The organism is Mesorhizobium sp. P5_C1 (assembly GCF_054049815.1).
Map to the genome: position 1 here is coordinate 1 of NZ_JBFULQ010000031.1, position 23,547 is coordinate 23,547.

Sequence of the window (23,547 nt, forward strand, 5' to 3'; positions counted from 1 at the left end):
GGCCAGAACGTGCTGCTGCTCAGCGCCGGCGACAATTTCCAGGGATCGCTGTTCTACACGACCTACAAAGGCAAGGTCGAAGGCGAATTCCTCAACGAGATGAAGTTCGACGCCATGGCGCTCGGCAACCATGAATTCGACGATGGCGAGACGGCGTTGGCGCCGTTCCTCGACATGATCAAGTTCCCGGTGCTCGGCGCCAATGTGAAGGCCAACGCGCAATCCAAGCTCGGCGACCGCGTCAAGCCGTCTGTTGTCGTCGAGGTCGGTGGCCAGAAGATCGGCATCATCGGCGCGGTGACCAATGACACCCCGGAACTCGCTTCCCCCGGCCCCAACATCACCATCGAGGACGACGTCAAGTCGATCACCGCCGAGGTCGAGAAGCTGAAGGGCGAAGGCGTCAACAAGATCATCGCCGTGACCCATATCGGCTACAAGCGCGAGCGCGACGTCATCGCCAAGATCCCGGGCATCGACGTGGTCGTCGGCGGCCACAGCCACTCGCTGCTGTCGAACACCGACCCGAAGGCGGAGGGACCCTACCCGACGATGGTCGACAATCCCGACGGCTACAAGGTGCCGGTCGTGCAGGCGGCGTCCTATTCCAAATATCTCGGCGAATTCAAGGTGGTGTTCGACGACAACGGCGTCGTCAAATCGGCCAGCGGCGACCCGATCTTTCTCGACAAGTCGATCACTCCCGACCCGGCTGTGCTCGCCCGCATCAAGGAGCTTGGCGCGCCGATCGAGGCGTTGAAGAACAAGGAAGTGGCCGAGACCACCGACGTCATCGACGGCAGCCGCGAGAACTGCCGCACCCGTGAGTGCGCGATGGGCAACCTCGTCTCCGACGCCATCCTCGACCGCGTCAAGGGACAGGGCGTCGAGATCGTCATCTCCAATGGCGGCGGCCTGCGTGCCTCGATCGACAAAGGCACCGTCACCATGGGCGAGGTGCTGACCGTGCTGCCGTTCCAGAACACGCTGGCAACCTTCCAGATTTCCGGCAAGGACCTGGTGGCCGGCCTCGAGAACGGCCTCAGCCAGATCGAGGACGGCGCCGGCCGCTTCCCGCAGGTCGCCGGCCTGAAATATTCCTTCGACAAGTCGGTTGCGCCCAATGCCGGTCGCGTCAAATCGGTGGAAGTCATGGAAGGCGGCGCCTGGACGCCGATCAATCCCGACAAGGACTACCTCGTCGCCACCAACAACTATGTCCGCCAGGGTGGCGACGGCTACAAGATCTTCGCCGACAAGGCCAAGAACGCCTATGACTACGGTCCGGGCCTCGAACAGGTGGTTGCCGACTATCTCGGCGCGCACCGGCCCTACACGCCAAAGCTCGATGGCCGCATCACGGAGATCGCCGCGACCGTCGCGGCGGCGCCGGCGGCCGAGCCGGCCAAGCCTGCCGAAGCAGCAAAGCCCGCTGAGGCCGCACCGGCCGCGGAACCGGCCAAGCCTGCGGAAGCGGCACCGGCGCCCGCCCCCGCCGAACCGGCAAAGCCGGCAGAGGCCGCGCCGACCGAAAGCAGCCATGTCATCGTTGCCGGCGACACCTATTGGGATCTGGCAAAGAAGGCCTATGGCGACGCGACCAAATGGAAGCTGATCTATGAGGCAAACAAGGGCCAAAGGCCTCATCGGCTTGCGCTTGGCGCAACCCTGACCATCCCGCCAAAGTAACGTCGCTGCGCCTCTTTCAACGACGCGCCCGCCCGGGAAGCCGGGCGGGTTTTTTCGTTGCCTGCTAAGGTGCGGCCAGACGCTGCATTGAAAACTGGCGTGGCATCGCTAGTTTCGCGCCGTATCCGGAGACTAGGTATGACCCTATCCAACCCTGCCGATCCCAAAGCCGCGAAGGCCGGCGGCCCGTTGCCCGCCGGGCATCCGTCGGTCAAGGCTGGCAAGGTCGGGGTCATGCTGGTCAATCTCGGCACGCCGGATGGCACCGATTTCAAGCCGATGTGGCGCTATCTGCGTGAATTCCTGTCCGATCCACGCGTCATCGAGCTCAACAAGGCGATCTGGTATCCGATCCTCTATGGGCTGGTGCTCACCAGGCGGCCGAAGGCGTCGGGCGCCAACTACGCCCGGATCTGGAACCGGGAGAGGAACGAGTCGCCCTTGCGCACCTACACCCGCGCCCAGGGCGAGAAGCTGGCCGAGGCGTTGCGCGACCTGCCCGAGGTCGTGGTCGACTGGGCGATGCGCTACGGCAACCCTTCGACCGCGAGCATCGCCCAGGGGCTGGTCGAAAAGGGTTGCGACCGCATTCTTTCATTCCCGCTCTATCCGCAGTACTCGGCGACCACCACCGCCACCGCCAACGACCAGCTGTTTCGTGCCCTGATGAAGATGCGCCGCGCACCGGCCATCCGCAGCGTGCCGCCTTACTACGATGAACCGGTCTACATCGAAGCGCTGGCGCGTTCGATCGAGCGGCATCTGGCCACGCTGGATTTCGAACCGGAGGTTGTCATTGCCTCCTTTCACGGCATCCCGAAACCCTATTTCGAGAAAGGCGACCCTTATCATTGCCACTGCCAGAAAACGACGCGGCTGTTGCGCGAACGGCTCGGCTGGGATGACAACAAACTGATCATCACCTTCCAGTCGCGCTTCGGCGCGCAGGAATGGCTGCAGCCCTACACCGACAAGACCGTGGAGAAACTGGCCAGGGACGGGGTGAAGTCGATCGCCATCGTCAATCCGGGCTTTTCGGTCGACTGCATCGAGACGCTGGACGAGATCGGCCGCGAGGCGGCCGAGACCTTCCATCACGCGGGCGGCAAGAACTTCGCCCACATCCCATGCCTCAACGACAGCGCCGAGGGGATGGCGGTGATCGAGGCGATGGTACGGCGCGAACTGTCCGGCTGGGTCTGACACCGGAACAACACAAGCTCCGGGGCGTTGTGCAGCACCTCCGGAGACTTTGATGCCTCGCAAACTTGACCTCAGAAGCGGCCGGCCCGTCTGGTCCGCCTACCGGGCGCCTGCTGTCCCGACGGCCGCGCTGACCCGTGACGCCAAGGCTGACGTGCTGATCGTCGGCATGGGCATCAGCGGCGCCATGACGGCCGAGGCGCTGACGGCGCACGGCCATGCGGTGATCTGCATCGACCGGCGCGGCCCGCTGAAAGGCTCGACGTCCGCAACCACTGCTCTCGTGCAGTTCGAAATCGACCAGCCGCTTTCGATACTCTCGAAGATGATCGGCAAGACCTCGGCGGAGCAGGCCTGGCGGCGCTCGCGGCTCGCCGTTTCCAACCTCGCTGCCCGCATTGCCGAACTCGACATCAACTGCAGCCCGAGCCGCAACCCGTCGCTCTATCTGGCGGGCACGCTGCTCGGCCCGTCGGAACTCCGTGACGAAGCCGACGCTCGAAGACAGGCAGGCATCGCCGCGACCTATCTCACGGCGGCACCGCTGGCGGAGAAATTCGGCATCGACCGCGAAGCCGCCATCCTCAGCCACGGCAACATCGCGCTTGATCCGCGCAAGCTGACAGCCGGGCTGCTGCTGAAGGCCTCGCAGCGCAAGGCACGCTTCTATGCTCCCGTCGAAGCGACGGCGATCGAGGACAGTGCCGACGAGGTGGTCGTGGCAACCAGGGATGGGCCCACCATCACGGCACGGCATGTTGTTCTGGCCACCGGCTACGAACTCGTCGACATCGTGCCGGCGGCGGCCCACCGGATCATCTCGACATGGGCGATCGCGACACGCCCGCAACCGCGAAAGATCTGGCCGCGCTCAGCGTTCATCTGGGAGGCGTCGGACCCGTACCTTTACATGCGCGCGACATCAGATGGCAGGGTCGTCTGCGGCGGCGAGGACGAGGACTTTGTCGACGAGACGCGGCGCGACGAGTTGATCGCCGACAAGAGTGCAAGCATCGCCGAAAAACTTGGCCGCCTGTTCCCGCATCTCGACGTCAGGCCGGAATTCGCCTGGACCGGTTCGTTCGGCACCACGACCACCGGCCTGCCCTATATCGGCGCCATTCCCAGGCACCCGCGCATCCATGCCGTGATGGGTTACGGCGGCAACGGCATCACCTTCTCGCAGATCGCTTCCGAGATTGTCTCGGCCTCGATCAACGGGCGGAGCGACACGGATGCAGGGTTGTTTGCCTTCAACCGTCGATAGCAGACCCACAAACAATCCATCATCACCTGATTGTAACGTTCCTGAAACACACTTAAGTCTTTGGTGAAGCCGGCTGCGCGAGAATGGCTTTCGCGGCCTGCCTCTGAGGGAGAGCCAAATGGATTTCAGTGGTTTCGATATTGCGGTCATTGTTCTGGTCGCGCTTGTCGTGCTGGTGCTGTTCAAAGGCATCAAGACAATTCCGCAAGGCTATAACTATACGGTCGAACGTTTTGGCCGTTACACCAAGACACTGAGTCCAGGCCTCAATCTCATCACGCCTTTCGTCGACCGCATCGGCGCCAAGATGAACATGATGGAGCAGGTGCTCGACGTTCCGAGCCAGGAAATCATCACCCGCGACAACGCCATCGTCGGGGTCGACGGCATCGCCTTCTACCAAATCCTCAATGCGGCGCAGGCCGCCTACCAGGTTGCCGGACTGCAGAACGCCATCCTCAACCTGACAATGACCAACATCCGTACCGTCATGGGCTCGATGGACCTCGACGAGCTGCTGTCGAACCGCGACGCCATCAACGAGCGCCTGCTGCGCGTCGTCGACGAAGCCGCGCATCCGTGGGGCATCAAGATCACCCGCGTCGAGATCAAGGACATCAACCCGCCGGCCAACCTCATCGAATCGATGGGCCGCCAGATGACGGCCGAGCGCAACAAGCGCGCGCAGATCCTCGCCGCCGAAGGCCTCAAGCAGTCGCAGATCCTCGAGGCCGAGGGCCGCAAGGAAGCCGCCTTCCGCGACGCCGAGGCGCGCGAGCGTTCTGCCGAAGCCGAAGCGCGCGCCACGCAAGTGGTGTCGGAAGCGATCTCGAAGGGCGATGTGCAGGCGCTGAACTACTTTGTGGCGCTGAAATACACCGAAGCACTTGGCAGGATCGGCACAGCCACCAACAGCAAGATCGTGCTGATGCCGATGGAAGCCTCGTCGCTGATCGGCACGCTTGGCGGTATCGGCGAGATCGCCAAGGAAGTCTTCCGCAGCGATGGCACGGCCGGCGCGCAAAGGCAGGCCGCACGCCCGCCGGTGGTTCGCCCAAGCGAGAACTGAGGGGCATACTCCCATGTTGGACCGCATCATTTCCGAACTCGGCCCGTGGAACTGGATGGTTCTGGGCTTCGTCCTGCTGGTGATGGAAATCATCGCGCCAGGCATCTTCATGCTGTGGATCGGCATCGCCGCCCTGATCATCGGCGCGGTGTCGCTGTTGATCTGGGATGCCGGTTTCTGGACCTGGCAAGTCCAGGTCCTCGCCTTCCTGGCGCTGTCGCTGGTCTCGGCCTATGTCGGCAAGAAGCTGGTCGGTGGTCACGATGATCCGACCGACCAGCCGCTGCTCAACCGGCGCGGCGCGCAGATGGTCGGCAAGATGGCAACGCTAGCCGAACCGATCCGGGACGGGCGTGGCCGCATCAAGCTGGGCGATACGCTGTGGCGTGTCTCCGGCCCGGACCTGCCGGCAGGCACGCAGGTGCGGGTGACGGCTGCGGCCGACACGGATCTGGAACTGACCGTGGAGCGGGTCTGAACGCCTAGGCTGCGCCGATGCGCAGGAGATCGTGCAGGTGGATGAGGCCCACCGGCCGTCTGCCTTCCACCACCATCAGACTGGTGATGGCTGAACTGTTGATCGTCTGCAGCGCCGTTGCCACGAGCGTATCCGGCGACGCCGTTTTCGGTCCTTTTGTCATCACCTCATCCACCGTCATCGCCAGCAGATTGCTGCCGATGTGACGCCTTATGTCACCGTCGGTGATGATGCCGGCCAGCGCGCCGTCGGAGTCGGTGATCGCCACGCAGCCAAATCCCTTGCGCGACAGTTCCAGGATCGCGTCCTGCATGCCGGTGCCCGTGACCACCAGCGGCAGCCTGTCGCCAACATGCATGATCTGGCGGATCTGCGTCAGGTTGGCGCCGAGCTGGCCACCAGGATGGAAAGTACGGAAATGGTCCGGCGTGAAGCCGCGTGCTTCGAGCAGGGCGATCGCCAGCGCATCGCCCATCACCAGTTGCAGCAGCGTCGACGTCGTCGGCGCCAGGCCGTGTGGACAGGCCTCAGGCGCGCGGGGCAGCAGCAGCACCACGTCCGCGGCCCGCGCGAGCGCCGATGTCTCTCCGGCGGTGATGGCGATAAGCGGAATGGAGAAGCGTCTGGAATAGGCGACAATGCCCATCAGTTCCCTGCTCTCACCCGACCACGACATGGCGATGATGGCATCGTCCCTGGCAATCATACCGAGATCGCCGTGATTGGCTTCGGCGGGATGGACGAAAAAGGCCGGTGTGCCGGTCGAGGCCAGCGTCGCCGCGATCTTCGAACCAATATGGCCGCTTTTGCCCACGCCGGTGACGATCAGCCGACCCTCGATCTTCGAGATCATCTCGACGGCCTGGGCGAAAGGCTCAGCCAGTCCGTTCTCGAGTGCCTCGGCAAGGGCCGCGACACCAGCCTGCTCCGTTGCCACCGTTCTCAGTGCCGAAGCGATCGAGGCTTGACTGTCCAAAGGCTTCTTATTCAGGGATCCCGCATGCATGGCTGATGCGATTAGCGCGTTGCCGCCCGCCTGTCCAACAGAAATGGCCCCACGATGGCTAGGGACAACGACAAGCAGGCAATCAAAAGGCCTAACGCACGCCGCATGAAACCCTTTGGAAATCGGTACTTGAGGCCGCTGACGACCTCCAGCCTCAACCCTCCGTTAACCATCCCCATTTACGGTTCGGTAAGTATGGCGCGCGTGCGCCGCGCAAGCAGTGGTGACGATGTCCGGGGGCCAGCCAGAAAAATCAGGAGGACGAAAGGGCAAGGCTGCCTGCGCCTTGCTGCTGGCGACCAGCATGCTTGCCTTGCTGCGCCCGACGGCGCTCCATGCCCAGGAAACGGAGCTGCGCGGCGAGGTTTCCGAAACGGCAATCCTGTCCGACCAGCAGCGCAAGGCGAGACAGCTGGCTCTGGCAGCCCAAGGCCAGCAGGCTCCGGTCAACGCGGCGCAGGACAATGCGCCGGCACGAACCTACCTGCCGGCCAGCGCCGGCGCGGTGCCTGATGACACGGACGCCGGCGCCGCGACTGCGACCGGCAGCGTGTTCGATCCGCCTTCGGCGACCGACGATGCCTCCGCCGATGCCGCGGCACCGCCAAAACCTCACCGCCGGCCATCGACTGCCAGACAAAGTGCGGCGGATCCGGCCAAGGACAAGGCGACCGGCAAGTCGAGGAAGAAAAAGTCGACGACCGCGGCCACGGACGCCACGACCACGGGCGCCATCACCTCTACGACGGACGACGACACCACCGAAACGGATCAGGAGGCGGCCAACCGCCGCGCCGTCACCATCGACAGCGTCGACAGGCAAGAGCTTGACCGCGGCGCCGAACGCACCGCCTCCATCGAAGGCCAGGACAAGAAGGCCGAGGACGATCCGTTTGCCGCCACCGGCGTCAAATGGGGCTCTTTCGTCATTCGGCCGACGATCGAACAGGGCCTGACCGCCACCTCGAACGGCGATGCGAGCAGTGCCGGCACGTCGGCGCTGCTGTCCGAGACGGCGCTGCGCTTTTCCGCCGCCTCCGACTGGCGCGAGAACTCGGCGACGATCGACGGCTACGGCCTTTTCCGCGAGACCGTGTCGGGCTATTCGGTTCATGATGAGCAGGGCCGCATAGAAGGCCAGCTCAACGTCGACCTCGACAATGAGCTGCGCGCCATCGCCAAGCTCGGTTACGAGGCCGTGCCGGAATCGGCCTCCTCGCCGGACGCCATTGCTGGCGTCAACACGCAGCCGCTGCGGCAGACCGTGGACGGCAGCCTCGGCATCGAGAAGGACGTTGGCAAGATGCGCTATGCGTTGACCGGCGCGGTGACGCACGATTTCTATGGCGACGCCGAGCTTTCGGACGGCACCTCGTTGTCGCAGAAGGACCGCGACTCCACGCTCTATACGGCAACCCTGCGCACCGGCTACGAGATTTCTCCGGCACTCACCCCCTTCACCGAAATCGAGGCCGGTCACCGGACCTATGATCAACGCATCGACACCGATGGCTTCGAGCGCTCCTCGACGCGCCTCGGGGGCCGCGCCGGCCTTGAGCTCGACATGGGCGAGAAGCTGTCGGGCGAATTCTCGGCCGGCTGGCTGCGGGAGGCGATCGACGACGATCGGCTCGAAGTGATTTCAGGGGCGACCGTCAACGCCGACCTCAAATGGTCTCCGGAACGCGGCACCACGATCGGCCTGACCGGCCTGACCACCGTCGAGCCCACGACCATCGCCGGGCAAAGCGGCGATATCCTTTATTCAGGCCGCTTGACGGGCGAGCGGCAGATCCGCGCCAACCTCACCGGAAATGCGGCTCTGGGCCTTGATTGGCGCGATTATGTCGGCGTCGACGGCCATGACAGGACCCTGAGCGCCGAGGCCGGCCTGACATGGTGGCTGAACCGCTATGCCGGCCTCACCACCCGGGTGAGGACCGAAAAGCTGACCAGCAACCTGCCGGGCCGCGACTACACCGCCAACAGCATCTTCCTCGGCGTGAAGGTGCAGCGCTGAGCACTGCGCCAGGAAGCGTATGTCGAGATTCAGATCAGGCCGAGTCGAGAGCGATGGATTCCGAGAACCGGAGCGGAGCGTACGTTGGGTACGTCAGCACCGGAAGCGCAGGAAACCGTCGCTCGCAGGCCGGCCTCACCTGAATATCGACATAGCCTTAGAAAGCGGCGCCGCGACGCTCTGATGGTTTCAGCTCGTCGAGAAGCGTGCGGATGACGCCGGCCATGTTCTCGTTCATGTCGCTGCGCCACAGCGCGAAGGCGACATTGGCCTCGACGAAGCCTTCCGGCGATCCGCAATCAAAGGTACGGCCCTGATAGTGGTAGCCATAGAAGGGCTGCTGCTTTTCCAGCTTCAGCATCGCGTCGGTGAGTTGGATCTCGTTGCCGGCGCCCTTTTCCTGGCCTTCCAGGATCTTGAATATCTCGGGCTGCAGGATGTAGCGGCCGTTGATGTAGAGATTGGACGGTGCGGTGCCGGTCTTCGGCTTTTCCACCATCTCGGTGATGCGGAAGCCGTGATGCGTGTCCTCGCCACGGCCGACGATGCCGTATTTGTGGGCTTCGGCCGGGTCGCATTCCTGCACCGCGATGATGTTGTTGCCGGTTTCCTGGTAGAGCTCGACCATGTCCTTCATGCAGCTCTGTTCCGACTGCATTATCATGTCGGGCAACAAAAGGGCGAACGGTTCGTCGCCGACCAGCTCGCGCGCGCACCAGACGGCATGGCCAAGGCCGAGCGGCACCTGCTGGCGGGTGAAGCTGGTCTGCCCTGGCGCAGGCTGCAGGCGCTGCAGGCGGGCGAGCTGGTCGTCCTTGCCGCGCTGGGCCAGCGTGTCATAGAGCTCGAACTGGACGTCGAAATGGTCCTCGATGACGGCCTTGTTGCGGCCGGTGACGAAGATGAAATGCTCGATACCGGCCTCGCGCGCCTCATCCACCACATATTGGATCACTGGCCGGTCGACGACCGTCAGCATTTCCTTGGGGATGGCCTTGGTGGCCGGGAGAAACCGTGTGCCGAGACCGGCGACCGGGAAGACTGCCTTGCGAACTCTCTTCATGCTGTCAATTATCCATTTGATGGCCTGCTCCGCAATCCCCGTTTCAAGACATTTTCATGCCGGAATTGAGGACTACCGAGCAACTGAGGGGAACATGCCCCGGTAAAGCTTTGAGGCGTCTTTTCGTTCCCGGCAGCACCTATGGTAAACTAATTCCTAACCTGGTTCGGCGATGAATGGTCTTTCCTGAGACAGAGAAAGGGGAAAAGATGTCCGTTCGCAGTGCCGCAAAGCGTTTTACCAGCGTCATCGCGGCAGTCAGCCTCTCGCTCGCCCTGCTGATGCCCGGCCCGGCTTTCGCCGATGCCGGTTTCCGGCAGTGGGTCGCCGGCTTCCGCGCCACAGCCGTGCAGAGCGGCGTTTCCGGTGCCCTCTACGACCAGGCCTTCAGGGACATCAGGGATATCGACCCGGTAGTGCTGGAAAAGGCGCGTACGCAGCCTGAATTCACCGCACCTGCCTGGGACTATTTCGACAACCGCGTCCATGACCAGTCTGTCGCCGTCGGCCAGCAAATGGCCAAGAAGTGGAAGCCATGGCTGGACAGGATCGAGGCCAGGTTCGGCGTCGACCGCTACATCCTGCTCGCCATCTGGTCGATGGAATCGAACTATGGCGAAATCCTCAAGCGCGACGACATCATGCGCAACGTCGTGCGCTCGCTGGCGACCCTGGCCTATGCCGATCCGAAGCGGGCAAAATTCGCCCGCACCCAGTTGATCGCCGCGCTGAAGATCCTGCAGACCGGCGATATCGACGAAAGCCATCTGAGCGGATCCTGGGCCGGCGCCATGGGCCACACCCAGTTCATCCCGACCAGCTATCTGCACTATGCCGTCGACATGGACGGCAACGGCAAGCGCGACATCTGGAATTCGATCCCCGATGCGCTGGCGACAGCGGCCAACCTGTTGAAGAAGAATGGCTGGCAGGCCGGCAAGACCTGGGGCTATGAGGTCACCTTGCCGGCCGGCAAGCTTCCTGGCGGTTCTAAGACGCTGTCGCAATGGCAGGCTCTCGGCGTTGCCAGGGCCAACGGCAAGCCGTTCAAGAACGGCTCCGACAAGGCGACGCTGAAAGTGCCGGACGGCCGCGGCGGGCCAGCCTTCCTGATGGTCAAGAATTTCTCGGTCATCAAGGCCTACAACAATGCCGACAAATATGCGCTCGCCGTCGGTCTTCTCGCCGACGAAATCGCCGGCTCCAGCGGTCTCGTGCAGGACTGGAAGCGGCCTTTCACCAAGCTCACTTTCGAGGAAAGGCAGGAGCTGCAGAAGCGGCTTTCCCAGCACGGCCTCTACGACGGCAAATTCGATGGCAAGATCGGCGACGGCTCGAAAACCGCCATCATGGCCTTCCAGGCCAAGGCCGGATTGGCCCAGGACGGCTATCCGAGCATGGAAGTGCTGAAGTGGCTCAGGCAGAAATAGGGCCACCTGCAGTGCCACGCGGCCTTTCGGACGCGCAAAGGACACTGTAGCAATCTGTAGGGTGCATGACCTTCGAAAGTCGACGCGACTTTTCAAGGCAGTGCGCCACGGGATGGAGGAAACGATTGGCTTCGGCTGCGCGCATCGCAGGGCTTGTTCGTCGCATGCCGGTGCTGATTCTGGCCGTCGTCGTTATCGCCGTCGGCTTGGCTGGCGCCTTCCACGCGCCGGCCATGGCGCAGGAGCAGCAATACCGCGGCTGGTCGTTGCGCGACTCGTTGCGCGACCTTTTGTTCCCACGCCGCAGCGAGCGGATCGAGCCGCCGCTGAACATCCAGAAGGCGAAGCCAAAGCCGCGCAAACCCCGCGTCCCGCGTGCGCCGGCCGAGCCGCAAATGCCGATCGCCGAGAAAGTCCCGGATGCCCGTACCGTCCTGGTGGTCGGCGATTTCATGGCGTCCGGGCTTGCCGAAGGCCTCGACACCGCCTTTGCCGAGAACACCGGCATCAGGATCGTGGCTCGCAGCAATGGCTCGTCCGGCTTCGTACGCGATGATTTCTACAACTGGCCCGAACAGATCAAGGCGCTGATCGAGACCGAAAAACCGGCCGCCGTCGTCGTCATGCTGGGTTCCAACGACCGTCAGCAGATGAAGGTGGGGGATGTGCGAGAGCAGCCCCGGTCCGAGAACTGGACCAAGGAATACGAGCGCCGCACCGATGCGCTCGGCAAGGCCATCGCCGACGCCAAGGTGCCTTTCCTGTGGGTTGGCATGCCGGCCTTCCGGGTGCCGAAGATGACCTCCGACATGTTGGCCTTCAACGACATCTACCATCAGGCCACCGAAAGCCATGGCGGCGAATTCGTCGACGTCTGGGACGGCTTTGTCGACGAGAACGGCACCTTCGTCACCAGCGGCCCCGACATGAACGGCCAGCCCGTGCGGCTGCGTGCCGACGACGGCATCAACGTCTCGAAGGCCGGCAAGCGCAAGCTCGCCTTCTATACCGAAAAGCCGCTGATGAAGATCCTCGGCCTCGCCGCCCCCGGAAGCGTAACCCCGGCGACCGCACCGGCGGGCGCGCCCGTCGAGGCGCCTGGGCCGGCCGCCGCGCCCATCGTCATCGACCGCACCGCGCCGATGCTGCTCAGCGATCCGGCACTCGACGGCGGCTCCGAACTTCTGGGCGCGGCGCCGCAGCCAACGCCCAATCCGGATCTGCCCGGTGAAAAACTGGTGGTCGAAGGCAAGGCCCCGGAAGCCTCGCCCGGCCGCGCCGACGATTTCTCCTGGCCACCCCGGCCGCAGCCTGCGGCGGCGGTGGCCGCACCCGGCACGACGACGGCGATAAATCCTTAGAAGCTCCCTGAGCCCGTTTCGAAATTCGCTCCCGCGAGCACCGGAAGCGCAGAAAACGCCTCCAGATGGCTGCGGGAGTAGAATTTCCAACGGGCTCAGCTGGGCAGTACGGTGGACCCCATCAAGGCCTCGTCGATCGAGCGCGCCGCCTGGCGACCCTCGCGGATCGCCCAGACGACCAGCGACTGGCCGCGACGCACGTCGCCCGCCGCATAGAGCCTGTCGACGCTGGTCCTATAGTCGCGATCATTGGCTTCGACGTTCCTGGAACGGCGGCTGTCGGTGACGATCTTCATCTGGCCGTCCAATTCCGACACCAGGCCGGCGATGGTCGGGCCGGCAAAGCCAATGGCGATGAAGGCGAGATCTGCTCGGATGACGAATTCGGTGCCGGCGATCGGCTTGCGCTTCTCGTCGACCTCGCAGCACTTGACGCCGGTCAGTTGACCCTCCTCGCCGATGAACTCGAGCGTCGCCACCTGGAATTCGCGCTCCGCCCCTTCGGCCTGCGAGGACGAGGTGCGCATCTTGGTCGCCCAGTAGGGCCATACCGACAGCTTGTCTTCCTTCTCAGGCGGCTGCGGGCGGATGTCGAGCTGGGTAACGCGCACGGCGCCCTGGCGGAAGGCGGTGCCGACGCAGTCGGACGCGGTATCGCCGCCGCCGACGACGACGACATGTTGGCCGCCGGCGATGATCGGATGCGACGGCCAGGCCACGGACTGGATCGGCTCGCCGCCGACCCGCCTGTTCTGCTGCACCAGATAGGGCATCGCATCATGCACGCCGCCGAGATCGTCTCCCGGGATGCCGGCCGCGCGCGGCGTTTCGGAACCGCCGCAATAGAGCACGGCGTCATGTTCGGCGAGCAGCTCGGCAACCGGCTTGTCGACACCGACATTGACGCCGCAATGGAAGGTCACGCCCTCGCCCTGCATCTGCTCGATGCGCCGGTCGATATAGTGCTTCTCGATTTTGAAGTCGGGAATGCCGTAGCGCATCAGCCCGCCCGGCCGGCTTTCGCGCTCATAGACATGAACGTCGTGGCCGGCGCGGCCAAGCTGCTGGGCAGCCGCCATGCCGGCCGGGCCGGAGCCGATGACGGCGACGCGCTTTCCCGTCTTCTTCTCCGGCGGATAGGGCCTGATATGACCGGTCTCATAGGCCTTGTCGGCGATCGCCTGCTCGACCGTCTTGATGGCGACGGGAATGTCCTCGAGGTTCAGCGTGCAGGCTTCCTCGCAGGGCGCGGGGCAGATGCGACCGGTGAACTCCGGGAAGTTGTTGGTCGAATGCAGGTTGCGGATCGCGTTGTCCCAATCGCCATTGTAGACGAGGTCGTTCCAGTCCGGGATCTGGTTGTGGATCGGGCAGCCTGTCGGTCCGTGGCAGAACGGAATGCCGCAATCCATACAGCGCGCGGCCTGTTTCTCGACCTCCTTGTCCGACATCGGCAGCGTGAATTCGCGGAAATGCCGGATGCGGTCGGAGGCCGGCTGGTACTTGTGCACCTGCCGGTCGATTTCGAGAAAGCCTGTTACCTTGCCCATAGTCCAGTTCCTGCTGTCCAGATGGTGCGGTTTTCGCCGCACCCGTTAACCTCTTGAGGCAGCCATGGCAACCTTGCCTTCGAGGTCAAACTTTCGATGAAGGTGGGCCGGGAAACCTGGGCCTCCCGGCAACTGCAAAGTCTATTCCGCCGCCACGCCCATGCGCATGCGTTCCATCTCGATCAGTGCGCGGCGGTATTCGACCGGCATGATCTTGCGGAATTTCGGCCGGAAGGTCGTCCAGTCGTCGAGGATTTCGCGACCGCGCACCGAACCGGTGAAGTGCACATGGTTCGAGATCAGCTGGTAGAGCCGCTCCTCGTCATGGCTGGTCATGTCGCCGGAGACGTCGACGCGACCCTTGTGGTCGAGGTCGCCGCCATGGTGCAGCAGCCTTTCCATCAGGTCGTCTTCTTCCGGAACCGGTTCCAGCTCGACCATCGCCATGTTGCAACGCTCGGCGAAATCGCCTGCCTCGTCCAGCACATAGGCGACGCCGCCCGACATGCCGGCGGCGAAGTTGCGGCCGGTCTTGCCGATGACGACGACTATGCCGCCGGTCATGTACTCGCAGCCATGGTCGCCAACGCCTTCGACGACGGCGGCCACGCCCGAATTGCGCACGGCAAAACGCTCGCCGGCGACGCCGGCGAAATAGGCCTCGCCCTCGGTCGCGCCATAGAGCACCGTGTTGCCGACGATGATGGACTCCGCCGCGACGATCTTGGCCTCTTCCGGTGGCCGGATGACGATACGGCCGCCCGACAGGCCCTTGCCGACATAGTCGTTGCCGGCGCCGACGAGATCGAACGAGATGCCGCGCGCCAGGAAGGCGCCGAAGGACTGTCCGGCAGTGCCGGTCAGCTTCACCGAGATCGTATCCTCGCGGAGGCCCTTGTGCTTGAAGCGCTTGGCCACTTCGCCCGACAGCATGGCGCCGGTCGAACGGTCGACATTGCGGATGTCGACCTCGATCTTGACCGGCTGCTTGCTTTCAAGCGCGGGCTTCGCCAGTTCAATCAGCTTGCGATCGAGCACATCGTCGATCGGGTGCTTCTGCCGCTCGGTCCAGTGCACCGCTTCATGCGGCGCGTCCGGCTTGAAAAACATCTTCGAGAAATCGAGCCCGCGCGCCTTCCAGTGCACGATCAGGTCGCGCTTCTCCAAAAGGTCGGTGTCGCCGATAATCTGGTCGATATGGGTGTAACCCATCTCGGCGAGCAGCGCCCTCACCTCTTCCGCCACGTAGAAGAAGAAGTTGATGACATGCTCGGGCGTGCCCTTGAAGCGCTTGCGCAGCACCGGGTCCTGCGTCGCCACGCCGACCGGACAGGTGTTGAGATGGCACTTGCGCATCATGATGCAGCCGGCTGCGATCAGCGGCGCGGTCGAGAAGCCGAACTCGTCGGCACCGAGCAGCGCGCCGACGATGACGTCGCGGCCGGTGCGCAAGCCACCATCGACCTGCAGCGCCACGCGCGAACGCAAGCCGTTCAGCACCAGCGTCTGGTGCGTCTCGGCAAGGCCCATTTCCCACGGGCTGCCGGCATGCTTCAGCGACGTCAGCGGCGAGGCACCAGTGCCGCCATCATAACCCGAGATGGTGATGTGGTCGGCCCGCGCCTTGGCAACGCCTGCTGCAACCGTGCCGACGCCGACTTCCGAGACCAGCTTGACCGACACGTCGGCCGCCGGGTTGACGTTCTTCAGATCGTAAATCAGCTGCGCCAGATCCTCGATCGAATAGATGTCGTGATGCGGCGGCGGCGAGATCAGGCCGACGCCCGGCGTCGAGTGCCGGACCTTGGCGATGGTCGCGTCGACCTTGTGGCCGGGCAGCTGGCCGCCCTCGCCCGGCTTGGCACCTTGCGCCACCTTGATCTGCATCATGTCGGAATTGACGAGATATTCGGCCGTCACACCGAAACGGCCCGAGGCGATCTGCTTGATCGCCGAGCGTTCCGGATTCTTGCCGCCGCCGGGCAGCGGCAGATAGCGGTCCGCCTCTTCGCCGCCCTCGCCAGTGTTGGACTTGCCGCCAATGGCGTTCATGGCGCGCGCCAGCGTGGTGTGCGCTTCGCGCGAGATCGAGCCGAAGGACATCGCCCCGGTCGAGAACCGCTTGACGATGTCGGCCGCCGACATGACGTCGTCGAGCGCGACCTTCTTGCGGCCGGTTTCTTCGGCCAGCTTGATCCTGAACAGGCCACGAATGGTCTGGGCTCGGGCCGTCTCGCTGTCGATCTGCGCGGAATAGTCCTTAAACGTCTCCCACGAGCCCTGGCGCACGGCGTGCTGCAGGGTAGCGACCGCGTCGGGCGACCACATATGCGCCTCGCCGCGCATGCGGAACATGTATTCGCCGCCGACTTCCAGGCTGTTGCGCAGCACCGGATCGTTGCCGAAGCCGTCATTGTGGCGGCTGAGCGTCTCGGTCGCGATCTCGTCCAGCCCGACGCCTTCGATCAGCGTCGCGGTACCGGTGAAATACTGCTGCACGAAATCGGTCTTCAGCCCGATCGCGTCGAAAATCTGCGCGCCGCAATAGGACTGGTAGGTCGAGATGCCCATCTTGGACATCACCTTGAGGATGCCCTTGCCGATCGACTTGATGTAGCGCGTGACGACTTCGTAGGCGTCGACCTCCTTCGGCAGTTCGCCGCGCTTGTGCATGTCGAGCAGCGTGTCGAAGGCAAGGTAAGGGTTGATCGCCTCGGCGCCATAGCCGGCAAGGCAGCAGAAATGATGCACTTCGCGCGGCTCGCCGGATTCGACGACGAGGCCGACAGAGGTGCGCAGCCCCTTGCGGATCAGGTGGTGATGCACCGCGGCCGTCGCCAGCAGCGCCGGGATGGCGATGCGGTCTGGCCCGACCTGGCGGTCGGACAGGATGATGATGTTGTAGCCGCCGGCGACCGCCGCTTCCGCCCTCTCGCACAAGCGGTCGATGGCGCCCTGCATGCCTGCGGCTCCTTCATTCGAGCCATAGGTGATGTCGATCGTCTTGGTGTCGAAGCGGTCCTCTGTATGGCCGATGGAACGGATCTTCTCCAGATCGCCATTGGTCAGGATCGGCTGGCGCACCTCGAGCCGCTTGCGGCGCGAATTGCCGACCAGGTCGAAGATGTTCGGCCGCGGCCCGATGAAGGACACCAGGCTCATCACCAGTTCCTCGCGGATCGGGTCGATCGGCGGGTTGGTGACCTGAGCGAAATTCTGCTTGAAATAGGTGTAGAGCAGCTTCGACTTGTCCGACATCGCCGAGATCGGCGTATCGGTGCCCATCGAACCAACGGCTTCCTGGCCTGTCGTCGCCATCGGCGACATCAACAGCTTGGTGTCTTCCTGGGAGTAGCCGAACGCCTGCTGGCGATCGAGCAGGCTGACATCCTTGCGCAGCGCGCGCGGCTCGACCGGCTTCAGGTCTTCGAGGATCAGCTGCGTGTTGGCGAGCCAGGTCTTGTAGGGGTGCTTGGTCGCGATCTCCGACTTGAGCTCCTCGTCCGAGACGATGCGCCCCTTCTCCAGGTCGATCAGCAGCATGCGGCCGGGCTGCAGCCGCCACTTCTTGACGATCTTCTCTTCCGGCACCGGCAGCACGCCGGCTTCCGAAGCCATGATGACGCGGTCATCGTCAGTGACGATGTAACGCGCCGGGCGCAATCCGTTGCGGTCGAGCGTGGCGCCGATCTGGCGGCCATCGGTGAAGACCACCGCCGCCGGTCCGTCCCACGGCTCCATCAGCGCGGCATGGTATTCGTAGAAGGCCTTGCGATCGGCATCCATGAGCTTGTTGCCGGCCCAGGCTTCCGGGATCAGCATCATCATGGCGTGGCTGAGGCTGTACCCGCCCTGGAMCAGGAATTCGAGCGCRTTGTCGAARCAGGCGGTGTCGGACTGGCCYTCATAGGAAATCGGCCACAGCTTCGAGATGTTGTTGCCGAACAGTTCGGAATCGACCGACGCCTGTCGCGCCGCCATCCAGTTGTTGTTGCCGCGTACCGTATTGATCTCGCCATTGTGGGCGACCATGCGGTAGGGGTGCGCCAGCTTCCACGACGGGAACGTGTTGGTCGAGAAGCGCTGGTGGACAAGAATCAGCGCGGTTTCGAAGCGCGGATCGGTCAGGTCCTTGTAATAGGCACCGACCTGATAGGCCAGGAACATGCCCTTGTAGACGATGGTGCGCGCCGACAGCGACACACAGTAGGAGCCAATGTCCTTGTTGTCGTTCTCGGCGTAGATGCGGCCCGATATGACCTTGCGCAGCAGATAGAGTCTGGCCTCGTACTCCTCGTCATCGGGGATGTCTGATGTGCGGCCGATGAAGACCTGCCGATGGAACGGCTCAGACGCGACGATGTCCGGCGCCTTCGACAGCGACGAATTGTCTACGGGCACGTCGCGGAAACCGATGAGCGGAAGCCCCTCGGACTGCGCCGATTCGGCGATGATGTCCTCGATATGGGCGCGAAGTGCCGCGTCCTGCGGCATGAACCAGTGTCCGACGCCGTACTGACCTACCGGCGGCAGTTCGATGCCCTGGGCTGCCATCTCCTCGCGGAAGAAACGGTCGGGAAGCTGCACCAGCACGCCGGCGCCATCGCCGACCAACGGATCGGCGCCGACAGCGCCGCGATGCGTCAGGTTTTCTAGCACGGCAAGGCCGTCCTCGACGATCTGATGCGACTTCACGCCCTTCATGTTGACGATGAAGCCGACGCCGCAGGCATCATGCTCGTTGCGCGGATCGTATAGGCCCTGGGCGGAAAAGCCGTTGTCGGTTCGGCTTATGTTGGTTCGGGACGCGGTTTTGACGGTAGCCGCTTTCGTCTGCGCGGCCTGGCCGTTCGTCGCAGAGTGCGTCATGTCCGTCATCTCTCGGTCCTCCATTCCCAGCCCTTCGGGCGCTGGTCTGCCCCGGCAAGCGCCTGGCTCACCCTGATCCTTGCGGCACGTCTTGCGAAATCCTTGCCGAGCCAGGCGGCTTTCCGCATGGTTCGTATTCGTACAGGCCAGCGTCTGGCTGTCCAACCTGTCGCCCGCAGCAACAGCCGGAGAGGCCCAAATGATACGCCAATCCAGCTCGTTTTGTGCGACAAAATAAGACAGCACTACTGTCCTAAATTTTTATGACAGAAATCCTGGACGCACACAAGACCGATTCACAAAAAACTTGAGCCGCCAGCGACATAAAATTACGTGAAGTTGAGGAAAAACGTAAGCTTCGATCACAGCCGCTTTTCGGATCCGGCTGGCTTTACCGCTTTTCCGACACGTGGCCCTTGCGCGTGAAACCCCAAAGCAGCCAAGGTCGCGCCGTTTTCAATCGAAGCAGGATTCCTGATGTTTTTTGCATCCGACAACTGGGCGGGCGTCCATCCCGACATCTCTGCCAATTTATCCCGGCATGCCGCGGGCATCGCCACGGCTTATGGCGACGGCGAGCTCGACCGCGCCGTCTACCGGCGCTTCAGCGAGATTTTCGAACGGGATGTCGCGGTGTTCTTCGTCGCGACCGGCACGGCGGCCAACGCGCTGTCCATGGCGGCGTGCAATCGCATCGGCGGCGTCGCCTTCTGCCATTCCGAAGCGCACATGAATGTCGATGAATTCGGCGCCGCGGGCTTCTACACCGGTGGAGCGCGCATGTCGCCGGTTCCGGGGCCACTGGGGCGCATCAATCCGCAGGCCCTCGACCGGGCCATCACGCGCTACTCGCAAGACCTCGCCCCCGCCGGCCAGCCGATGGCGGTCACGATCACCCAGGCGACCGAGGTCGGCACCGTCTACACCGTCGACGATGTCAAGGCGATCGCCGAAGTCAGCCGCCGTCACGGCCTGCCTCTGCACATGGACGGAGCGCGGTTCGCCAACGCGATTGCGGCGACGGACATCAGTCCCGCAGAAATGACCTGGAAGAGCGGCGTCGATATCATCTCCTTCGGAGGCACCAAGAACGGCTGCTGGATGGCCGATGCTGTGGTGGTCCTGAACCCCGACGTGGCACGCGACCTGCGCCTGCTTCGCCAGCGCGCCGGGCAGACCTTTTCCAAGGCGCGCTTCATCTCGGCTCAGTTCGAAGCCTATTTCACCGACGATCTTTGGCTGAGGATGGCGCACCACGCCAATGCCATGGCCGCGCGGCTGGCCGCGACGATCGAGGATGCACCGGCAGGCCGGCTGGCCTGGCTGCCGCAGGCCAATGAAGTGTTCGCGATCCTCGACCGCGCCAAAGCCGAAAAGCTGCAGGCGGCCGGGGCAAAATTCTACGAATGGGGTTTGCCGCAGGGCTTCGACAGCCACCTCGGCGACAATGAAGTGATCTACCGTTTCGTCGCCAGCTTCGCGACCACGACCGAAGAGATCGACCACCTTGGCCACCTGATCGCTTGAGCTTTTCCTATGACCATGTCACCGCTCGGCTCGACTATGCGGCTGATCCGCCCCGCTCCAAACGTGCTCGGCTTTTATGACGGCCGGATAGAGGGCGTTCGCGGCTGGTCAGATCAGCCCAATTGGCTCGATGACGGCTCCTATGCCCTTGGCATTTGCACCTATGCAATTGTCGATGGCTCGGAAGCGCTTGTCTATGACACGCATATTTCGCTTCAGCACGCCCGGATCATCCGGCAAACGCTAGAGGGTATGGGCGTCACCTCGATGCGGGTGGTCCTCAGTCATTGGCATGATGATCATGTCGCCGGCAACGAGGTGTTCCGGGATTGCGAAATCATTGCCAACAACCTCACAGCCTCTGCTCTCGCAGAGAACCGGACCAAACTGGAAAATGAGAACCCGCCGATCAGACCCCTTATCCTTCCGAATCGGACATTCGACGGCAATCTCGACCTCATGGTCGGGTCGATAGCGGTCGACCTTCGGCAGGTCGAAATCCACAGTCACGACGGTACCGTGTTGGTCATGCCCAGCGCCGGTCTGCTCTTTGCCGGCGATACACTTGAAGATCCGATCACTTATGTCGGCGAACCGGAACGGCTGACTAAACATCTGGACGATCTCGAACGCATGGCCGGCTGGACCTTTGACCGCATCCTACCCAATCACGGTTCGTTGCAGATGATCCAATCCGGTGGGTACGGTCGCGAGTTCATTGCCGCTACCCGATCCTATGTCGAAAAGCTGCTTCGCTGCCGACACGAGCCCGATCTGGTGAGGCAAGATTTGAGAGCCTTCGCTGCCGAAGTGTTCGCCTCCGGTGCGGTCAGCTATTTCGCGCCATACGAGGCCGTTCACCTACAAAACGTTGAGGCCGTGGTGGCTTCGGGGACTGCCAGCTAAACATAAAAAGGCGGCGCCCTTCGGCGCCGCCTTTGCCTTGGGAGGCTATCGGTTTAGTTGGCGGTCTTTAGTTGGCGGTCTTGGCCTCGATCTGCTTGGCCTTGGCCGGAGCCGACGTGATCGCGATCTTGCGCGGCTTCAACTCCTCGGGAATGTTGCGCTTGAGGTCGACGAAGAGCAGGCCGTTCTTCAGCGCGGCGCCGACGACTTCAACATGGTCGGCAAGCTGGAAGCGGCGCTCGAAAGCCCTCGAGGCGATGCCGCGATAGAGCAGTTCGGAACCTTCGCCCGTGCCCTCGTCCTTGCGCTCACCTTTTACCGTCAGCACGTTGCGATGGGCTTCGATCGAGATCTCCTCGTCCGAGAAGCCGGCAACAGCCATCGAGATCCGGTAGGAATCCTCGCCGGTGCGCTCGATGTTGTAGGGCGGATAAGTCTGCGCGCCATCGGGCTGCGCAAGCGAATCGAGCATGGTGAAGAGGCGGTCGAAGCCGACGGTCGAGCGATAAAGCGGGGAAAAGTCAACGTGACGCATGAGGTGTTCTCCTGTTGAGCAACATGGTTTGCGTATGGCCGGTGCGAAACCCTTGAGCGGCGTTTCGGCTGGACCAGCGGCCCCGATATTGGCGACCGCATCCGACATTTGGGGAGCGCTCGAAGGCATTTCAAGATTTCTCCTGCCGGCAAAAACCGTGCGGCTGTTCGTTGATGAACGGCAGATGAACCAAAGCTTCGGCGCGCGTTCAGACAGCCGGCGCTAGAGTAGGCCCAAGATCAAGGATTGGCGGCGCGCCGGACGATGAACCGTTCTTGAGACGCCGCAACGAGGCCGACCGGGGTGTAACGTCCCTTCCTCCCGGATCGACAGAGGCCGGAAGCACGCTTTCAAGCGGCTTCCGGCCTTCCCCTTTGTGGGTCTCGCGTCACCGGGAATTCCTTTGCTTTTGGCGCATGGGCGTCTATCACCTTAGCGGAGCCAGCCAGCACGGGCGGGCACGAGTACGAAGCGCCGAATGACGGATCTTGTCCAAGACATCCCCCCTTTTTACGAAATCGAGGGCAATCCACGACCGGAAAACGCCAGCGGCGGCTTCTTCACCACCCGCGACCGCAAGAAGATCCGATACGGCCTGTTCGGCGCGGTCACTCGCCCGTTGAAGGGCACCGTGGTCGTGCTCACCGGCCGCAACGAGTGCATCGAGAAATATTTCGAAACGATCCGCAATCTTGCCGACCGTGGCTTTGGCGTCGCCACCCTCGACTGGCGCGGCCAGGGTGATTCTTCCCGTCTGATCCGCGATCGCCAGCGCGGCTATGTCCGCAGCTTCCGCGACTACACCGCCGACCTTGAGCAGTTCTTCGAGGAGATCGTGCTGCCCGACTGCCGCGGCCCCTACTACATCCTCGCCCATTCAGCCGGTGCGGTGATCACGCTGCTTGCCACGCCGTCGATGGTGAACCGCGTGCGGCGCATGGTGCTGATCGCACCATTCCTGACCGTGCCCGACCTGCCGGTCTCGATATCGACGGTTCGGCGCGTCTGTTCGTTCTTCTGCGCGCTCGGCCTTGGCAGGCTCTATGCCGCCTGGGGTCCACGGCCGAAGATGCCGGCCCCTTTCGAGACCAACAAGCTGACGTCCGACCCGGTGCGCTACCGGCGCAACACGCGGATCTACCAAGAGTACCCGCAGCTGGCGCTCGGCGGCCCGACCATCCGCTGGCTGCAGGCCGCCGCCAAAGCATCCGAGGCTGTCAGCGACCCCGACTTCATGGCTCGCATTCAGGTCCCCATGCTGATAATCGCCGCCGGCGCCGACCAGGTCGTCTCGACCAAGGCGGTGGAAGCCTATGCCAGGCGTCTGCGGCTCGGTTCACTGCTGATGATCGACGGCTCCCGCCACGAAATCCTGCAGGAGGCCGACATGTACCGCGAGCAACTCCTCGCCGCCTTCGATGCCTTCATTCCCGGCAGCGACGATCCTACGGCCTGACAGACGCCGATCCCCGGCTCACGCCTGGCGGGCGAACTCCATGACCCAGTTGGTCTCCCAGCTCGTGCCGCCATCGAGCGAAAAGGCCTGTTCCCAGCGCGCCGAATTCTCCATCATC

16 protein-coding genes are annotated in these 23,547 nt (G+C 63.4%); 11 read left to right on the forward strand and 5 right to left on the reverse strand.

The features are described 5' to 3' along the window. From ACXJ7R_RS04675 to ACXJ7R_RS04695, 5 genes are all read left to right on the forward strand, one after another. Nucleotides 1–1,689: 5'-nucleotidase C-terminal domain-containing protein (locus ACXJ7R_RS04675; protein WP_457150794.1), on the forward strand; the 1,689-nt coding region annotated here is incomplete at its 5' end. 138 nt (nt 1,690–1,827) lie between these two features. Beyond that, a complete protein-coding gene (hemH, locus tag ACXJ7R_RS04680; protein WP_457150795.1) occupies nt 1,828–2,892 on the forward strand; it encodes a ferrochelatase in 1,065 nt (354 codons plus the stop codon). Between the two features lie 52 nt (nt 2,893–2,944). After that, entirely contained in the window at nt 2,945–4,159 is a 1,215-nt protein-coding gene (locus ACXJ7R_RS04685; RefSeq protein ID WP_457150796.1) for an NAD(P)/FAD-dependent oxidoreductase, read from the forward strand. A gap of 118 nt (nt 4,160–4,277) precedes the next feature. Continuing rightward, on the forward strand, nt 4,278–5,228 hold the full coding sequence (locus ACXJ7R_RS04690; RefSeq protein ID WP_095084570.1) for an SPFH domain-containing protein: 951 nt from the start codon (nt 4,278–4,280) through the stop codon (nt 5,226–5,228). Nucleotides 5,229–5,241: 13 nt separating this feature from the next. Next, complete coding sequence (locus ACXJ7R_RS04695) at nt 5,242–5,706, forward strand: NfeD family protein (protein WP_457150797.1); 465 nt, start codon at nt 5,242–5,244, stop codon at nt 5,704–5,706. Between the two features lie 4 nt (nt 5,707–5,710). Here the strand turns inward: ACXJ7R_RS04695 and ACXJ7R_RS04700 are convergent, their stop codons facing one another. After that, nucleotides 5,711–6,712 (reverse strand): KpsF/GutQ family sugar-phosphate isomerase, encoded by a 1,002-nt coding sequence (locus tag ACXJ7R_RS04700; RefSeq protein WP_457150798.1) that lies wholly within the window; start codon nt 6,710–6,712, stop codon nt 5,711–5,713. A gap of 229 nt (nt 6,713–6,941) precedes the next feature. On the opposite strand from ACXJ7R_RS04700, the gene ACXJ7R_RS04705 reads away from it, so the two are divergent. After that, nucleotides 6,942–8,732: an outer membrane beta-barrel protein gene (locus tag ACXJ7R_RS04705; protein WP_457150799.1), complete on the forward strand. Its 1,791-nt coding sequence runs from the start codon at nt 6,942–6,944 to the stop codon at nt 8,730–8,732. Between the two features lie 157 nt (nt 8,733–8,889). On the opposite strand, the gene galU is transcribed toward ACXJ7R_RS04705, so the two are convergent. Next, nucleotides 8,890–9,795 carry a UTP--glucose-1-phosphate uridylyltransferase GalU gene (galU, locus tag ACXJ7R_RS04710; RefSeq protein ID WP_457150800.1) on the reverse strand — a complete coding sequence of 302 codons (906 nt, stop codon included), beginning with the start codon at nt 9,793–9,795 and terminating at the stop codon, nt 8,890–8,892. 209 nt (nt 9,796–10,004) lie between these two features. On the opposite strand from galU, the gene ACXJ7R_RS04715 reads away from it, so the two are divergent. Continuing rightward, nucleotides 10,005–11,225 (forward strand): lytic murein transglycosylase, encoded by a 1,221-nt coding sequence (locus tag ACXJ7R_RS04715; protein WP_457150801.1) that lies wholly within the window; start codon nt 10,005–10,007, stop codon nt 11,223–11,225. A gap of 125 nt (nt 11,226–11,350) precedes the next feature. Continuing rightward, on the forward strand, nt 11,351–12,586 hold the full coding sequence (locus tag ACXJ7R_RS04720) for an SGNH/GDSL hydrolase family protein (protein ID WP_457150802.1): 1,236 nt from the start codon (nt 11,351–11,353) through the stop codon (nt 12,584–12,586). Between the two features lie 95 nt (nt 12,587–12,681). Here the strand turns inward: ACXJ7R_RS04720 and ACXJ7R_RS04725 are convergent, their stop codons facing one another. Then, nucleotides 12,682–14,136 (reverse strand): glutamate synthase subunit beta, encoded by a 1,455-nt coding sequence (locus ACXJ7R_RS04725; protein ID WP_457150803.1) that lies wholly within the window; start codon nt 14,134–14,136, stop codon nt 12,682–12,684. Nucleotides 14,137–14,277: 141 nt separating this feature from the next. After that, nucleotides 14,278–19,014, reverse strand: coding sequence for a glutamate synthase large subunit (gene gltB / locus ACXJ7R_RS04730; protein WP_457150804.1), 4,737 nt, complete (start codon nt 19,012–19,014; stop codon nt 14,278–14,280). A gap of 468 nt (nt 19,015–19,482) precedes the next feature. Between gltB and ACXJ7R_RS04735 the strand changes: the two genes are divergently transcribed. Then, a complete protein-coding gene (locus ACXJ7R_RS04735; RefSeq protein WP_095084577.1) occupies nt 19,483–20,532 on the forward strand; it encodes a threonine aldolase family protein in 1,050 nt (349 codons plus the stop codon). A gap of 9 nt (nt 20,533–20,541) precedes the next feature. Further along, the gene (locus ACXJ7R_RS04740; RefSeq protein WP_457150805.1) at nt 20,542–21,438 is read left to right on the forward strand and encodes an MBL fold metallo-hydrolase; all 897 of its coding nucleotides are present in this window, start codon (nt 20,542–20,544) and stop codon (nt 21,436–21,438) included. A 67-nt stretch (nt 21,439–21,505) separates the two neighbouring features. Here the strand turns inward: ACXJ7R_RS04740 and ACXJ7R_RS04745 are convergent, their stop codons facing one another. Continuing rightward, a complete protein-coding gene (locus ACXJ7R_RS04745) occupies nt 21,506–21,973 on the reverse strand; it encodes an Hsp20 family protein (RefSeq protein WP_023759726.1) in 468 nt (155 codons plus the stop codon). A 478-nt stretch (nt 21,974–22,451) separates the two neighbouring features. Between ACXJ7R_RS04745 and ACXJ7R_RS04750 the strand changes: the two genes are divergently transcribed. Then, the gene (locus ACXJ7R_RS04750; RefSeq protein WP_457150806.1) at nt 22,452–23,429 is read left to right on the forward strand and encodes an alpha/beta fold hydrolase; all 978 of its coding nucleotides are present in this window, start codon (nt 22,452–22,454) and stop codon (nt 23,427–23,429) included. The last annotated feature ends 118 nt before the right edge of the window (nt 23,430–23,547 follow it).

Bases quoted from the DNA above. Each gene is read 5' to 3' on its own strand.
- hemH (WP_457150795.1), top strand. From the start codon at position 1,828: ATGACCCTATCCAACCCTGCCGATCCCAAAGCCGCGAAGGCCGGCGGC.
- ACXJ7R_RS04685 (WP_457150796.1), top strand. From the start codon at position 2,945: ATGCCTCGCAAACTTGACCTCAGAAGCGGCCGGCCCGTCTGGTCCGCC.
- ACXJ7R_RS04690 (WP_095084570.1), top strand. From the start codon at position 4,278: ATGGATTTCAGTGGTTTCGATATTGCGGTCATTGTTCTGGTCGCGCTT.
- ACXJ7R_RS04695 (WP_457150797.1), top strand. From the start codon at position 5,242: ATGTTGGACCGCATCATTTCCGAACTCGGCCCGTGGAACTGGATGGTT.
- ACXJ7R_RS04700 (WP_457150798.1), bottom strand. From the start codon at position 6,712: ATGCATGCGGGATCCCTGAATAAGAAGCCTTTGGACAGTCAAGCCTCG.
- ACXJ7R_RS04705 (WP_457150799.1), top strand. From the start codon at position 6,942: ATGTCCGGGGGCCAGCCAGAAAAATCAGGAGGACGAAAGGGCAAGGCT.
- galU (WP_457150800.1), bottom strand. From the start codon at position 9,795: ATGAAGAGAGTTCGCAAGGCAGTCTTCCCGGTCGCCGGTCTCGGCACA.
- ACXJ7R_RS04715 (WP_457150801.1), top strand. From the start codon at position 10,005: ATGTCCGTTCGCAGTGCCGCAAAGCGTTTTACCAGCGTCATCGCGGCA.
- ACXJ7R_RS04725 (WP_457150803.1), bottom strand. From the start codon at position 14,136: ATGGGCAAGGTAACAGGCTTTCTCGAAATCGACCGGCAGGTGCACAAG.
- ACXJ7R_RS04735 (WP_095084577.1), top strand. From the start codon at position 19,483: ATGTTTTTTGCATCCGACAACTGGGCGGGCGTCCATCCCGACATCTCT.
- ACXJ7R_RS04740 (WP_457150805.1), top strand. From the start codon at position 20,542: ATGACCATGTCACCGCTCGGCTCGACTATGCGGCTGATCCGCCCCGCT.
- ACXJ7R_RS04745 (WP_023759726.1), bottom strand. From the start codon at position 21,973: ATGCGTCACGTTGACTTTTCCCCGCTTTATCGCTCGACCGTCGGCTTC.
- ACXJ7R_RS04750 (WP_457150806.1), top strand. From the start codon at position 22,452: ATGACGGATCTTGTCCAAGACATCCCCCCTTTTTACGAAATCGAGGGC.